Source organism: uncultured Sphingomonas sp., from assembly GCF_913062585.1.
Lineage (GTDB): Bacteria > Pseudomonadota > Alphaproteobacteria > Sphingomonadales > Sphingomonadaceae > Sphingomonas.
In genome coordinates this window covers 46,176-61,167 of record NZ_CAJXWX010000003.1, presented here as the reverse complement: position 1 = coordinate 61,167, position 14,992 = coordinate 46,176, and the positions used below count along the sequence as shown (strand labels likewise).

13 protein-coding genes are annotated in these 14,992 nt (G+C 66.9%); 9 read left to right on the top strand and 4 right to left on the bottom strand.

The annotated features are described in order from the left end of the window. Nucleotides 1-89 precede the first annotated feature (89 nt). Together QZ546_RS03575 and QZ546_RS03570 are read left to right on the top strand one after the other, a co-directional pair. Nucleotides 90-1,313 (top strand): TIGR04063 family PEP-CTERM/XrtA system glycosyltransferase, encoded by a 1,224-nt coding sequence (locus QZ546_RS03575; protein WP_294234847.1) that lies wholly within the window; start codon nucleotides 90-92, stop codon nucleotides 1,311-1,313. Continuing rightward, on the top strand, nucleotides 1,310-2,008 hold the full coding sequence (locus QZ546_RS03570; protein WP_294234844.1) for a hypothetical protein: 699 nt from the start codon (nucleotides 1,310-1,312) through the stop codon (nucleotides 2,006-2,008). The genes QZ546_RS03575 and QZ546_RS03570 overlap by 4 nt, the downstream gene beginning before the upstream one ends. Nucleotides 2,009-2,228: 220 nt before the next feature. Here QZ546_RS03570 and acnA read toward each other — a convergent pair whose 3' ends face one another. Then, nucleotides 2,229-4,916 (bottom strand): aconitate hydratase AcnA, encoded by a 2,688-nt coding sequence (gene acnA, locus QZ546_RS03565; RefSeq protein WP_294234841.1) that lies wholly within the window; start codon nucleotides 4,914-4,916, stop codon nucleotides 2,229-2,231. Nucleotides 4,917-5,284: 368 nt separating this feature from the next. Here acnA and QZ546_RS03560 point away from each other — a divergent pair, with 368 nt between their 5' ends. The 6 genes from QZ546_RS03560 (at nucleotide 5,285) to phaP (ending at nucleotide 7,994) form a co-directional block, all read left to right on the top strand. Beyond that, nucleotides 5,285-5,482, top strand: coding sequence for a hypothetical protein (locus QZ546_RS03560; RefSeq protein WP_294234836.1), 198 nt, complete (start codon nucleotides 5,285-5,287; stop codon nucleotides 5,480-5,482). A gap of 139 nt (nucleotides 5,483-5,621) precedes the next feature. Continuing rightward, nucleotides 5,622-6,170: a helix-turn-helix transcriptional regulator gene (locus tag QZ546_RS03555; RefSeq protein ID WP_294234833.1), complete on the top strand. Its 549-nt coding sequence runs from the start codon at nucleotides 5,622-5,624 to the stop codon at nucleotides 6,168-6,170. A 52-nt stretch (nucleotides 6,171-6,222) separates the two neighbouring features. Continuing rightward, nucleotides 6,223-6,570, top strand: a complete 348-nt coding sequence (locus tag QZ546_RS03550; protein WP_294234831.1) for a hypothetical protein — start codon at nucleotides 6,223-6,225, stop codon at nucleotides 6,568-6,570. 61 nt (nucleotides 6,571-6,631) lie between these two features. Then, nucleotides 6,632-7,090 carry a hypothetical protein gene (locus tag QZ546_RS03545; protein WP_294234828.1) on the top strand — a complete coding sequence of 153 codons (459 nt, stop codon included), beginning with the start codon at nucleotides 6,632-6,634 and terminating at the stop codon, nucleotides 7,088-7,090. After that, nucleotides 7,087-7,545 (top strand): hypothetical protein, encoded by a 459-nt coding sequence (locus tag QZ546_RS03540; protein WP_294234826.1) that lies wholly within the window; start codon nucleotides 7,087-7,089, stop codon nucleotides 7,543-7,545. Before QZ546_RS03545 ends, QZ546_RS03540 begins: the two co-directional genes overlap by 4 nt. An 80-nt stretch (nucleotides 7,546-7,625) precedes the next feature. Then, nucleotides 7,626-7,994 (top strand): phasin family protein, encoded by a 369-nt coding sequence (phaP, locus tag QZ546_RS03535; RefSeq protein WP_294234822.1) that lies wholly within the window; start codon nucleotides 7,626-7,628, stop codon nucleotides 7,992-7,994. 61 nt (nucleotides 7,995-8,055) lie between these two features. Here the strand turns inward: phaP and QZ546_RS03530 are convergent, their stop codons facing one another. From QZ546_RS03530 to QZ546_RS03520, 3 genes are read right to left on the bottom strand one after another with little or no spacing between them, the layout of a single operon-like run. Next, nucleotides 8,056-9,627, bottom strand: a complete 1,572-nt coding sequence (locus tag QZ546_RS03530; protein WP_294234819.1) for an efflux transporter outer membrane subunit — start codon at nucleotides 9,625-9,627, stop codon at nucleotides 8,056-8,058. Further along, entirely contained in the window at nucleotides 9,627-12,854 is a 3,228-nt protein-coding gene (locus tag QZ546_RS03525; RefSeq protein WP_294234817.1) for an efflux RND transporter permease subunit, read from the bottom strand. The genes QZ546_RS03530 and QZ546_RS03525 overlap by 1 nt, the downstream gene beginning before the upstream one ends. 7 nt (nucleotides 12,855-12,861) lie before the next feature. Then, nucleotides 12,862-14,103: an efflux RND transporter periplasmic adaptor subunit gene (locus QZ546_RS03520; protein ID WP_294234815.1), complete on the bottom strand. Its 1,242-nt coding sequence runs from the start codon at nucleotides 14,101-14,103 to the stop codon at nucleotides 12,862-12,864. A gap of 212 nt (nucleotides 14,104-14,315) precedes the next feature. On the opposite strand from QZ546_RS03520, the gene rpiA reads away from it, so the two are divergent. After that, nucleotides 14,316-14,987 (top strand): ribose-5-phosphate isomerase RpiA, encoded by a 672-nt coding sequence (gene rpiA / locus QZ546_RS03515; protein ID WP_294234811.1) that lies wholly within the window; start codon nucleotides 14,316-14,318, stop codon nucleotides 14,985-14,987. Nucleotides 14,988-14,992 lie beyond the last annotated feature (5 nt).

The window sequence follows — 14,992 nt, the reverse complement described above, 5'->3', positions numbered from 1 at the left end:
TTTCCTGCTGACGCGCCTCGATACCGAATGATGCTTTATAAACCGGCGGTTGACGCGGCGTTAAGGGCTGGCATGGCACGTCCAACGTCATGCGTATCCTGCATATCCTCGACCATGGCCTGCCTTTGCAGAGCGGCTATACCTTTCGCACCCGCGCGATCCTGAAGGCGCAGCTGGGGCAGGGGCATGAGGTGGCGGCGGTGACGGGACCGCGCCAGGGTCCGCGGGACGCGGCGGTGGAGACGATCGACGGCCTGACCTTTTATCGCACGCCAGTCGAGAGCGGCGGCGCGGGCCAGCGCGGCGTGGTCGGCGAGGCGGTCGGGCTGGCCGCGCAGATTCGGGCGATCGACCGGGCGGTGAAGGCATTCCGGCCGGATATCCTCCACGCCCATTCGCCCGTGCTCGACGCGCTGGCCGGACTGGCGGTTGCCAGGCGTCACCGGCTGAAGCTGGTCTATGAGATTCGCGCCTTTTGGGAAGATGCGGCGGTCGGCAACGGGACGGGGCGCGAGGGGAGCGCTCGTTACCGCGCCACGCGCGCGCTGGAAGGCTGGGCCTGCCGCCGTGCCGATGCGGTGGCGGTCATTTGCGAAGGGCTTCGCAGCGACCTGATCGCGCGCGGGCTGCCCGCCGACAAGATCGTGGTGTCGCCCAACGGTGTCGACCTGACCCTGTTCGGCACGCCCGCGCCGCGCGACGAGGCGCTGGCCGCGCAATGGGGGCTGGCGGGGGCCGAAGTGATCGGCTTCATCGGCAGCTTTTACGATTATGAAGGGCTGGACGACCTGATCGCCGCCATGCCCCGGCTGGTGGCAGCGCGGCCCCGCGCTCGGCTGTTGCTGGTCGGCGGCGGCCCGATGGAGGCGGACTTGCGCGCCCAGGCAGAGGCCTCGCCGGTCGCCTCGGCGATCCATTTCGTCGGGCGCGTGCCGCATCAGGAGGTGGAGCGCTATTACAGCCTGGTCGACATCCTGGCCTATCCGCGCAAGCGGATGCGGCTGACCGATCTCGTCACCCCGCTCAAGCCGCTGGAGGCGATGGCCCAGGGACGGCTGGTCGCCGCGTCCGATGTCGGCGGGCACCGCGAGATGATCGAGGACGGGCGGACGGGCACGCTGTTTCCGCCCGACGACCCGGCCGCGCTGGCCGATGCGCTGGCGGGATTGCTCGCCGATCGGGACATCTGGGACGCGCGACGCGTTACAGCGCGGCATTTTGTTGAGAACGAGCGTAATTGGGCGTCGAATATTCGCCGTTACGAACCTGTTTACCATCGGTTGCTACAGGGGGCGGCGACGAAACGCCCATGACTTTCACCGCCACGCCCTCTTCCCATCGCTTCGCGCCTGCCTGGATCGGCGGGGCGGTCGGCTTGTTCATGGTTTTGCTGGCGCTGGTCACGCCCGACTGGCGGCTGGAGAGCCTGGTGGTCCAGTTGGGCCTGCCCGATCTGCTCGCGGCCGCCCAGCCTCCGTTGGGGCTGAAGGCGCGGCTGTTGTTCGCCGCCCTGGCCGGTTTCGGGGGCGGTGCGGTCGCCTGGGCCGTTGCCTATCTCCTCTGGGGACCGGGCGGGTTGCTCGCCCGCCGTGCCGCCCAGGGCCGGGACGAGGCCGAGGATTATGTGCCGAACGTCCGCCGCTCGGATCGCCATCCCGATGCGCCGCCGCGTCGTCCGCTCCATGCGACCGAACTCGGGGCGCCGCCACCGCTGCAGGACGACGAACCGGTCGAACGGACGCTGCCCGCCGATCTGGACATGCCGCTCGCCGCCTTCGATCCCGACGCGATCCTGTCGGTCCCGCGCGAACCGGTCCGCCCGGTCACGCCGCAGACCCCGCCGCCTCCAGGCCCGAGCCACATGCCGCTGCCGCCGATGCACGATCCCGAACCCACGGAGCGTGGCGCACCGCTGCCGCTGACCGATCGGCAGAATGAGACGATCGAGACTTTGCTCGACCGGCTGGAGCGCGAAACCGCGCTGCGTAAGGCGAAGCGGCCGGATTAATTACGGAAAGGGCGGGGCAGGGCCCCTCCACCACCGCTTCGCGGCGATCCCCCTCCCCAAGCAAGCTTGGGGAGGATTTGGCGCGTCCGCATTCCTCCCTGTGCGAAGCACGGGGAGGGGGACCGCCCGGCACAGCCGGGTGGTGGAGGGGCAAGCTCCTACACATGAAAAAGGCCCGCCCGGATCGCTCCGGACGGGCCTTTTCGCATCCAGAGGGCTGTTACGCCGCCAGGTTGCGCAGCACGTACTGCAGGATGCCGCCGTTCAGGAAATATTCCAGCTCGTTGACGGTATCGATGCGGCACTTGGTCAGGAAGGTCTCGGTCGAGCCGTCCTTGCGGGCCAGGATCACTTCGACATCCTGACGCGGACGGAGACCCGCCACGCCCTGGATGGTGAAGGTCTCGGTGCCGTCCAGCTTCAGCGTCTCGCGGGTCACGCCCTCGGCGAACTGCAGCGGCAGGACGCCCATGCCGACCAGGTTCGAGCGGTGGATACGCTCGAAGCTCTCGGTGATGACCGCGCGCACGCCGAGCAGGTTGGTGCCCTTCGCCGCCCAGTCGCGCGACGAACCGGTGCCATATTCCTTGCCCGCGACGATGACGAGCGGCGTGCCGTCGGCCTTGTGACGCATCGCGGCGTCATAGATCGGCATCACTTCGCCGTCATACTTGGTCATGCCGCCTTCGACGCCCGGCACCATCTCGTTCTTGATGCGGATATTGGCGAAGGTGCCGCGCATCATCACGTCGTGGTTGCCGCGACGCGCGCCATAGGAGTTGAAGTCCTTCTTGGCGACCTGATGCTCCTGCAGGAAGATGCCTGCCGGGCTGTCGGCCTTGATCGAACCGGCCGGGCTGATGTGGTCGGTGGTGATCGAGTCGCCCAGGATGGCGAGCGGCTTGGCCTCGATGATGTCGGTGACGGGCTTTGGCGTCATCTCCATGCCCTCGAAATAGGGCGGGTTGGCGACATAGGTCGAGCCCGACGGCCAGGCATAGGTGTCCGAACCGGTCACCTCGATCGCCGACCACTTGGCGTCGCCTGCATAGACATTGCCATAGCGCGAACGGAACATCTCGTCGTCGATGTTCGCGTCCATCAGGGTGCGGACTTCCTCGTTCGAGGGCCAGATGTCCTTCAGATAGACGTCCTGGCCGTCCTTGCCCTGGCCGATCGGCGTCTCACGCATATCCTGCGTGACGGTGCCCTTCAGCGCATAGGCCACCACGAGCGGCGGCGAGGCGAGGAAGTTGGCGCGCACGTCGGGCGACACGCGGCCCTCGAAGTTGCGGTTGCCCGACAGGACCGAGGCGGCGACGATGTCGTTGCCGTTGATCGCCTTCGAGATCGGCTCGGCGAGCGGACCCGAATTGCCGATGCAGGTGGTGCAGCCATAGCCGACCAGGTTGAAACCGATCGCGTCGAGATCGGCGGTCAGACCCGCCTTGTCGAGATAATCGGTGACGACCTGCGAACCGGGGGCGAGCGAGGTCTTGACCCAGGGCTTGGGCTTCAGGCCCAGCGCGTTCGCCTTGCGCGCCACCAGGCCGGCGGCGACCAGCACGCTCGGGTTCGAGGTGTTGGTGCAGCTAGTGATCGCCGCGATCACGACGTCGCCGTCGCCAATGTCATGGCCACGATCGTCGACCGCGACGCGGGCGGGCGCGTCCTTCTTGTACACCTTGGCGAGGTCGGCGTTGAACACGTCGTCGACTTCGGTGAGGACGACCTTGTCCTGCGGACGCTTCGGCCCTGCCAGCGACGGGACGACCGTCGACATGTCGAGCTCAAGGGTGTCGGTGAAGACGGGATCGGCGGCATCGTCATGACGCCAGAAGCCGTTCGCCTTGGCATAGGCCTCAACGAGGGCGACATTCTCGTCCGAACGCGCGGTCAGGCGCATATAGTCGAGCGTCTTGTCGTCGATCGGGAAGAAGCCGCAGGTCGCGCCATATTCGGGCGCCATGTTGGCGATCGTCGCACGGTCGGCGAGCGTCATCGACGACAGGCCGGGGCCGTAGAACTCGACGAAGCGGCCGACCACGCCCTTGGCGCGCAGCATCTGGGTGATGGTCAGCACCAGGTCGGTGGCAGTGATGCCTTCCTGGAGCTTGCCGGTCAGCTTGAAGCCGACGACTTCCGGGATCAGCATCGACACGGGCTGGCCGAGCATCGCGGCTTCCGCCTCGATCCCGCCGACGCCCCAGCCGAGCACGCCCAGGCCGTTGATCATCGTGGTGTGGCTGTCGGTGCCGACCAGCGTGTCCGGATACGCGATCGCGGCCGAGCCGGTCGCATGCTCGCCGGTTTCGGTCGAGGACCAGATGGCCTGGCCGATATATTCCAGGTTCACCTGGTGGCAGATGCCGGTGCCCGGCGGAACCACCGAGAAATTGTCGAGCGCCTTCGAGCCCCACTTCAGGAACTCATAGCGTTCCATGTTGCGCTGGTACTCGAGGTCGACGTTATCCTCGAACGCCTTGGGCGTGCCGAACTCGTCGACCATGACCGAGTGGTCGATGACGAGGTGGACGGGAACCTGCGGATTGATCTTGGCCGCGTCGCCACCCAGCTTGGTGATCGCGTCGCGCATCGCGGCGAGGTCGACCACGCACGGCACGCCGGTGAAGTCCTGCATCAGCACGCGGGCCGGGCGATACTGGATCTCGCGGTCCGAACGCTGGGTCTTCTGCCAGTCGACGATCGCCTGGATATCCTCGCGCGTGACGGTCTTGCCGTCCTCGAAGCGCAGCAGGTTCTCCAGCAGCACCTTCATCGAGAAGGGCAGGCGGCTGATGTCGCCGAGCTGCTCGGAGGCCTTGGCGAGGCTGAAATAATCATAGGTCTTGCCGTCGACGTCGAGCGTCGAGCGGGTGTTCAGGCTGTCCTGGCCTATCGCAGTCATGGGCGTCCCTTCTTGGTCGAGCCGAGCACGCCCGGGGGACACGGCAGCATGCAGCCGCGAGCAGGCGCGCCGGGGATAAATCCGGTAGACGGGAGCGGCCTTAGCAAGGGGTGGGCCGACAGGGAAGGGCCGCGCGGGCGGAAACACGGCATTTGGGGCCATCGGCCGGTATCCCGTCGCACCCGTGGAAAAAGCGTGGAACAGGCATGACGAATGACGGGTTCAGACGTCATGGATGGAGTTCGCACGATGTACGGCGTAACGGATGGGCGATTGTCGGCATTTCCGGCGTGCGATGTGCCTAAGGCGACGGCAACCGCCGAAGCGTCGGATCGTGCGGCCATCCGCCATGCCGCACGGTGGCGGCGATGACCCGTCATACGCCGTCTTCTCCGCGGCGCCCCGATGCGATCGTCGCGGTCGGACTGTTGACCCAGCGCGATCTCGACGTGCTGGGCTCAGGTTTTCGACGGTCTTTTCCGGTCAACGAAGACACCGCCTTCGACGATCTGCTGCAGGCTTTGGATTCGATTGAAGCCATTCACGTGCCGAATCGGCACGACTGATCGCTCAGGTCGATTAGCTATATATTTTGGGCCGATGTCCTGCCCGGATTGGACATGGAAGCGCTTGGCGAGAGCGCCCTGTCCCGGCTAATGCACGTCCCATGCCTGGACGGATCCGCCGGCACGGCCGGAAAAGACAATGACTCCCGAACGCTTCGCCCTTCTCACGCGCCGTCATCGTGAATGCCTGCATGGCGTCAAGGCGCTCAAGGGTTCGAAGGAAATCGCGACCGAGCTGGGCTTGGGAAAATCGACGGTCGACAGTTACCTGGCCGAGGCCGTGCGCCTGCTCGGCGCGCGCAATCGACGCGATGCGGCGCTGGCACTGGCCGAGTTCGAGGCCCTGGAAAATGACCAGGGCATTGAAATCACGGAGAAACCGACCCCCGATAAAATCATACCCGATTTTACGGGGCTGGTCCCGCCACCGCCGCCCATGCCAGTTCCGATGGCACCGGATGGGAGTACGGTCGGCGGGGCGGTGCAGGGCGGCCATGCCCAGGTATCGTCCCGCTTGCCCCTTCCGATCCGGCGGCAAGGACAGCTCCATAACGACATGAACCTGGCCGAAAGGCTGTTCTGGGTTCCGACCATCGCGGTTGCGCTCGCCATCGGCTTCGGCATGTTGGCGACGGGCCTCGACGTGATGACCCGCGTGATCGGTCGGCTGTCGCACCTTGCCGGATGACCATCATCCATGCCGCCGGGGGCGCGCATGGACCCGATCAGGAGCGCAGGCAATGACGACGGAACATGAAGCGGCTCTTCAGGTGACCAAGCTCCTCTGGAAGCTGGAAGACGAATTGGACGTGGCGTTTGCGACCGCCGGCGAGCTGGCGATGGCGCTGCCGCGGGCCCGGGTCGAGGCGCGGCTGTCGGCCGTGGTCGGGCAGCACGCCTTCGAAATGCTCAGCCAGGCGATGATGGCGATCGGCCAGGCCCGCGGCCATGCGGTGCAGAGCCACCGGATCCTGGAAAAGGTCGGCAAGACGATCGGCTTCGATGCCGACGAATATGGCGACAACCATCCCAAGCCGCCGGAAGCGACCGGAGCGATTACCGCCATGCCCCTGCGCGCGGCGGCCTGATCGACCCCGATCGGCTTATGCACGGCGTGTCTTATCGGATCACCAAGCTGCGGGGCACGCCGTGACTCACATCTATGTCTTCAACGCCGTCCAGGGACTGATCTGCCTTTACGCCCTGACGATGGGGGGCTGGCCCGAACGCTGGGGGGCCATATTGTTGCTGGCGGCGACGGCGGCGACGATCCTGCTGGCCTTCGAACCGGCGACCCATTTCCGGACGACGGACCCGCGCGAGGTGATCATCGACATTTTCCTGATGAGCGGATTGTTGACGATCGCGATGCTGGCGAACCGGTTCTGGCCGCTCTGGCTGGCGGCGCTTCATCTTCTGGGCATCGGCATACACGGGGTGCGGGGCTTCGATTCGACGCTCGTGCCGTGGATGTACGGGATGGCGGAGGGCAAGATCGCCTATCCGATGGTCAGCATCCTGGCGATCGGGGTGATCCGCCATCGCCAGCGTCTGGCCCGTTATGGCCGTGACCCGGACTGGACCTTTTCCTGGCGGGGCATGCGATGATGTCGGATCTTCGACTGCTGCACTGGCCCGAGGCCGATCGGGCCAGCTTTGCGCATTTCACGACCGTCATGGCGGACGTACAGGCGCGCATCCGGGCGATTTCGGGCGATGTCGGTGGCGTGCCCGTACCGCGTCCGCCGCGTATGCCGACGCCGCAGGAATGCGCCGCGATGATCCTGAAGCATCGCCGCGACGTACGCCGTCTGGCGGACGAGGATGCCGATCTGTTCGGCGATCCCGCCTGGGAGATCACGCTGGCCGTCTTTCACATGTCGGGCAAGCTCGACGATGCGGGGGCATTGGAGGCCGCCGACTTGGCGCCGGACGGAACGGTCGGGCGGCGCTGGATCGCGCTGCTGATCCGACGCGGCTGGCTCGCGCGGGACGAAGGCGGGTATCTGTCCGCGACCGCCAGGGCCGAGACGGCACTCCAAAGCTATTTCAAGCGTCTTTGATCCGGTTTGCACGGACCCCGTGCAACTCGCGGCCGGGCCGCTGGTTCAACCCGAACGATGACAGACAGGAGATAAAGGACATGGCCGAGGACATCGGGAATGGCGGCGGCGCGGGTGCGATCGGCGGCGACATGGGCGCCGGCGCTTTCACCGACCGCATGAAGGGCGCGGGCGAGGCGATGCAGGCATCGGGCCAGAAGATGGCCGAAGGCGGATCGGCGGTCACCCTGAAGATGCTCGACCAGGCCGAGACGAATGCCCGCGAAGCCTTTTCCGCGATGCGCGAGGCGGCCTCGGCGCGCGACCTGTCCGAGGTGATGCGCATCCAGACCGAGTTCCTGCGCGAACAGGGCAATCGTTCGATGTCGCAGGCGCGCGAGATCGGCGAGATGATCGTTCAGTTCGGCCGCGACGCGATCGGCGCGGCGCGCGGGCCGACACAGGACTGACGGCCGAACCATCCTCACGCCTCTACCCTGGTGGAAAAGAGGCGTGAGGGCGGCCTTGTCCTCAATCGGCGGGGCTGAGCGCCACCGGGCCGTTCGGCGTCGCCTCCAGCAGCGAGTCGCCGCCGAGCACCCGGTACAGCGTCACGCGGTTGCTCGCCGCGGTCAGCTGGGTCGCGATGACCGTGCGCTGGGCGGTGTAGAGCGAGCGTTGCGCATCCAGCGTATTCAGGAACGGCGTGATGCCGCCGCGATAGCTGGCCTCGGTCAGGCGATAGGTATCGGTCGCGGCGGTCAGGAAGCGCCGGTTGGCGCCCAGTTGATCCTCGATCGTCCCTTGCCGCGCGAGGGCGTCGGCGGTTTCCTGGAAAGCGGTCTGGATCGTCTTTTCATAGGTGGCGAGCGCGGCATCGCGCTGGGCCTGCGAATATTGGACGTTCGCCACGCCAGCGCCCGCCTGGAAGATCGGATAGCTGACCGATGGCGCGACCGAATAGTTGAAGCTGCCGCCCGAGAAGAGCGAGGACAACGCGGTGCTGGCGAAACCGACCAGCCCGGTCAGCGAGATGCGCGGGAACAGGGCCGCGCGCGCCGCGCCGATCTGGCCATTGGCGGCGCGCAGCAGATACTCGGCCTGCACCACGTCCGGACGGCGCAGCAGGATGCCCGAATCGAGCCCGGCGGGCAACGTCGCGACGGTGGGGGCGGCTTCCTCGATCGAGCGGGGCAGGAGCGCGGTGTCGATGGGCGCGCCCACCAGCAGTTGCAGCGCGTTGACGTCCTGCGCGACCGCCGTCTTCTGCTGCGCCAGATCGGCCTGCGCGGTCGCCAGCACCTGTTCGGCCTGACGCAGATCGGTGCGCGGCGCGATCCCGCCCTGTAGCCGGGCGCGGGTCAGGGTGACGCTGCGCTCGGCACTGGCGGCGGTCTGCTGCGCGATGGCGAGCAGGCTCTGGTCCGCGCCATAGTTCAGCCAGGCATCGGCGATGTCGCCGACCAGCGTCAGCCGGGTCGCGCGCGCCGCCGCCTCGGTCGCGAAATAACGGTCGAGCGCCGCGCCGGTCAGCGAGCGGATGCGTCCGAACAGATCGAGTTCGAAGGCGGTCGTACCCAGATTGACCGACCAGGCACTACCCGAGCCGCTGCTCGTCGTGACGGCGCCGCCGCTATTGCCGGTGCCGGTACCACCCGTTCCAGTGCCGGTTCCCGTACCCGTACCCGTGCCCGTGCCGCCCGTTCCGACGCCCGTGCCGCCATTGCCGATCGCCTGGCTGCCCGCGCCGCCCGAGCCGCGATCGGTATAGCTGTAGCGTCCGGTGGCATCGACCTGCGGGAACAGGCTGCCGCGCTGGATCCGGTACTGGGCGCGGGTCGAGGCGATGTTCGCCGCCGCCAGCCGCAGGTCGCGATTATTGACCAGCGCCTGGGCGATCAGTTGCTGCAACCGCGCGTCGCGGAAGATGTCATTGTAGCGCACCGTGGGCAGCGCCGCCTCCGACTGGCGGAGATAGGCGTCGCCGACCGGCCAGGAAGGCGGCACCGGCGTCGCGGGCCGCTCATATTTCGGGGCCAGCGAACAGCCCGACAGCGCGGTGGCGCTCAGCAGCAGGGCAGGGAGGGGGGACAGGATACGCATCAGGCCTTCTCCCCCTCCGGGGTGTCGGTCGCGGGACGATGCCCCGCGCCATGTTCGCTCATCGGCTTGCCCCGCAACCGGGCCAGGCCGTTGCGGACCGACCGGCGGACCAGCACGAAGAACAGCGGGATGTAGAAGATCGCCAGCACCGTCGCGGTCAGCATCCCGCCGATCACGGCGGTGCCGATCGCGATGCGGCTGTTCGCGCCCGCGCCGGTCGAGATGGCGAGCGGCAGCACGCCGAAGATGAAGGCGAAGCTGGTCATCAGGATCGGCCGCAGACGGATCTTGGCGGCCTCCAGCGCGGCGTCGATCACGCGCTTGCCCTGTTTCTCCGCCTGTTCGGCGAACTCGATCATCAGGATCGCGTTCTTGGCCGCCAGCCCCATCGTCGTCAGCAGACCGATCTGCAGATAGACGTCGTTGGTCAGCCCGCGCAGCGTGACGAAGGCGACCGCACCGATCAGGCCGAGCGGAATGATCAGCAGCACCGCGAAGGGAATCGACCAGCTTTCATAGAGCGCGGCCAGGCACAGGAACACGACCAGGATCGACAGGCCATAGAGGATCGGCGCCTGCCCACCCGACAGCCGCTCCTGATAGGACAGGCCCGCCCAGGCGACCGAGGTGCCGGGGATTTGCGCGGCCAGCTCGGTCATCCGCTGCATCGCGTCGCCCGAGCTGTAGCCGGGTGCGGCCGATCCCTGGAATTCATAGGAGGGGATGCCGTTGAACCGCGACAGGGTGGTGGGTGCCACGCCCCAGTTGATCGTCGAGAAGGACGAGAAGGGCGCCATCTGCCCGCTCGACCCGCGCACGAACCACTGCTTCAGGTCCTCGGGCTCGCCGCGATAGGGGGCGTCGCCCTGGACATAGACGCGCTTCACCCGGCCCCGGTCGATGAAGTCGTTGACATATTGCCCGCCCCAGGCGGTCGATAGGGTCGAGTTCACCTGCGACTGGGTCAGGCCCAGCGCGGACAGCTTCTGCTGGTCCAGATCGACGCGCAGCGTGGCGATGTCGGGCAGTTCGCTGAGGCGGACAGAAGCGAGCATCGGGTCGGCATTGGCCTTGGCGAGCAGCTGGTCGCGGATCGCCTCGAACTTCTCGAGCGGCATGCCCGAGATGTTCTGCAGCTCCATGGTGAAGCCGTCCGACTGGCCCAGACCCCGGATGGCGGGGGGGACCAGCGCGAAGACCTGTGCGTCGCGAAGCCCGCGGAAGGCGGCGGAGGCGCGGCCGGTGATCGCGTCCGCGCTATTCTCCTTGCCCTTGCGATCCGCCCAGTCGACGAAATTGATGAAGCCCTGGCCGGTATTCTGGCCGCTGGCCCCGCCACCGCCGCCCGCGACCGTCAGCAGCACCGAGACGTTCTTGGACTCATGCTGGGCGAAATATTGCTCGACTTGGCGCTGCACCTCCGTGGTGCGGGCCTGCGTGGCGCCGGCAGGCAGGCGGAACTGGATGATCGCCGCGCCCTGGTCCTCGGTCGGCAGGAAGCCGGTAGGCAAGCGCAGGAACAGCACGGCGAGCAGCGCGACGACGCCCGCATAGATCAGCAGGAACAGCCATTTGCGGTCGACCACGGTCCGCACGGCCGAGGTGTATTTCTCCACAGTCCAGTCGAAGCGACGGTTGAACCCGTCCTTCGCGCTCTGAAGGCCATGGGCGACGCGCGGGAATTTGCGGTCGAGCCACGCGCCTTCCTCATGCTCCTTGGCCTTCTGCTTCAGCAGTGTGGCGGTCAGCGCAGGGCTCAGGACGAGCGCGACCGCGACCGACAGGACCATGGCCGAGACGATGGTGATCGAGAACTGGCGATAGATGACGCCGGTCGACCCGCCGAAGAACGCCATGGGCAGGAACACCGCCGACAGGACGAGCGCGATGGCGATCAGCGCGACGCTGATCTCGTTCATCGACTCGATCGTCGCCTCGCGCGGCGTCATGTCGGGATTTTCCTCGAGCAGACGCTCGACATTCTCCACGACCACGATCGCATCATCGACCAGCAGACCGATCGCCAGCACCAGCCCGAACAGGGTCAGCGTGTTGATCGAGAAGCCGGCCAGATAGAAGACGGCGAAGGTGCCGAGCAGCACGACCGGCACCGCGATCGTCGGGACCAGGGTCGCGCGCCAGCTTTGCAGGAAGACGAACATGACGATGACGACCAGGATGATCGCCTCGATCAGCGTCTTGACCACTTCGTCGATCGACAGCTTGATGAAGGCCGTCGTGTCGTTGGCATAGGCGACCTTCAGGCCCGGCGGGAAACCTTTGGCGACGCGGGCCACCTCGGCCTTGACCAGCTCGGCGGTCTTCAGCGCGTCGGCCCCCGGCGCCATCAGGACGGCGATACCGGCACCGGGATGCTGGTTGATCCGGCTGACCGCGGCATAGCTTTCCGCGCCCAGTTCGATGCGGGCGACGTCGGACAGCTTGACGGTCGCGCCGTTGTTCAGCGTCTTGACGATGATCGCGCGGAACTGCTCGGGCGTCTGGAGCCGCGACTGCGAGGTGACGGTCGCGTTCAGCATCTGGGTCGTGGGCGAGGGGGTGCCGCCGACTTCACCGGCTGCAACCTCGGTATTCTGGTTCTGGATCGCGGTGATCACGTCCGACGGCATCAGCTGATAGGACGCCAGCTGTTGCGGGTTCAGCCAGATGCGCATCGCATATTGCGAACCGAAGACGTTGGTGTCGCCGACGCCCTGGATACGGCCCAGCGGATCCTGGAGGTTGGAGACGAGATAGTCGGAGACGTCCTGGTTCGTCATCCGGTTCGTCTCGTCATAGACGCCCGCGATCAACAGGAAGTCGGGGTTCGACTTGCGGACGACCAGACCCTGTTGCTGCACCTGCTGCGGCAGGCGCGCGACCGATTGCTGGACCTGGTTCTGGACCTGCACCTGCGCGATGTCGGGGTCGGTGCCCTTGGCAAAGGTCGCCGTGATCGTCACCTGGCCACGGCTGGACGAGGAGGACTGGAAATAGAGCAGCCCGTCGATGCCGGTCAGCTGCTGTTCGATGACCTGCGTGACCGAGTTCTGCAGCGTCTGGGCGGATGCGCCGGGGAAGGTGGCGCGGATCGACACCTGGGGCGGTGCGACGTCGGGATATTGCGCGATGGGCAGGCCCATGATCGCGCCGACGCCCGCCAGCATGACGATGATGGCAAGGACCCAGGCGAAGATGGGTCGATCGATGAAGACGCGGCTGAGCATGGGTCCGTCAGCCCGCCTTGCCCTTGGCCGCTTGCATCTTCTTCATCTGCTCGGGCGAGGGGGGCTGGACCTTTTGCGGGCTATTGGCGGGCACCGCGCGCACGCTCTGGCCGGGGCGGAGGTTGTTCAGGCCCTGGGTCACGATCCTGTCGCCGGGCTTCAGGCCGTCGGTGACGACCCAGAAGGCGCCTTGCGTCCGCTCGGTCCTGACCGTCTTCTGCTGCACCTTGTCGTCGGCGCCGACGACGAACAGCGTCGCATTGCCCTTCGCATCGCGCGCGATCGCCTGTTGCGGGACCAGATAGGCGCTGGTGTCGATCGCCTGGGCGAAGCGCGCGCGCACGAACATGCCCGGCAGCAGCAGCCCTTGCGGGTTGGGGAAGCGGGCGCGCAGCGTGACGGTGCCGGTCTGCGGGTCGACCACCGCTTCGGCAAACTCGACAGTGCCGGTCTGGCCGTAATCGGTGCCGTCCTCCAACCGCAGCGTGACGCGCGCGCTGGCGGGGATCAGGCCATCGCGCGCCGCCAGGCTGCGGCGGAGCGACAGCAGGTCGGTCGCCGATTGCTGGATGTCGACGAAGATCGGGTCGAGCCGCTGGATCTGGGCGAGCGGATCGGTCTGGCCCGCACTGACCAGCGCGCCGACCGTGAAGAGCGAGCGGCCGATGCGGCCCGTGATCGGGGCGGGCACGGTCGTGAATTGCAGGTTGACGCGCGCGGTGTCCAGCGCGGCGCGGGTCTGCGCCACTTGCGCGGTGGCCTGGCGCGCAGAGGCGACGGCGTTGGTATAGTCCTGTTTCGAGATCGCCTCGATCTGCGCCAGCGGGCGGTATCGGTCGGCCAGGGTGCGGGCCGCTTCGGCATTGGCCTGTGCGCTCTGCAGATTGGCGGCGGCCTGGTTCACCGAGGCGCGATAGAGGCGGGGGTCGATCTCGTAGAGCGGCTGGCCGCGCTTGACGAGCGTGCCCTCGGTAAAGAAGCGGCGGCGGATCACGCCGGTCACCTGCGGGCGGACGTCCGAGCTCTCAAATGCAGTGGTGCGGGCGGCCAGTTCGGTGACGATCGGCGCATTGGTCGGCTGAACCGTCACGAAGCCGACGGTCGGCGTCTGCTGCTGGGCGCCATTCTTGCCCTTGCCCGATTCGCTCTTGCCGCCGCCACAGCCCGAAAGGGCGGCAAGGGCCAGCACCATCGCCGTACCGGCGAGCGCTCCGCGCCCGCGAAAGCCTGCAAAGTTCAAATCGTCCACCTGCTTGAGATAACCGCCGCGGCTTTGGCTCGCGCGATAATGCACGACCGCAACGAAACGTTGCCGTTGGATAACAAATTGCACGATTCCTGTTCATAAAGGCAAGCGATGATGGCCTATTCGCCACGCCTTATTTGTCGCAATTTGTCGCGCTGCCGCAAAAGCGCGGGGCAGGGGGAGCCTTTGGGTTTCTGATGCATTTTCAAGGTGAGATGACCGACCGCGATGCCGATAAACGCCTGGCCGCCGCCGCCGCGGTCGAAGAGGTGCGCGACGATATGCTGGTCGGCCTTGGCACGGGATCGACCGCCGCCCATGCCATAGAGGCGCTGGCCGAAAAGCGTCTCAGGATCGATACCGTGGCGACATCGAACGCCAGCGCGGAGCTTGCCGCGCGGTTGGGCTTGCGGGTGCGTGATTTCGACTCGGTGGCGCGGGTCGATCTGGCGATCGACGGGGCCGATGCGATCGACGCACGGCTGCGCGCCGTGAAGGGCGCAGGGGGTGCCATGCTGCGCGAGAAGGTCGTGGCCGCCGCCGCCGACCGGATGATCGTCATCGCCGACGGATCGAAGCGCGTGACCCGATTGGGGTCTACGCCCCTGCCGGTCGAGGTGCTGCCCTTTGCGCGGGCCTATGCTTCGCTGCGGCTCGCCCAGCTGTTCGTCCGCTGCGTCGAGCGGCCGGATTATCGGACCGATAACGGCAATATCGTCATCGACGGCCATGGTTGGGACGATGCCACGCCGCGCAGCCTGGCGGACGCCTTGATGACGATTCCCGGCGTCGTCGGGCACGGACTATTTCTCAGCGAGATCGACGCCGCCTATATTGCCGACAACGGGGTCGTTACCCGGCTGGAACGGGGGCGGAACCCGCGCTAAGGCGA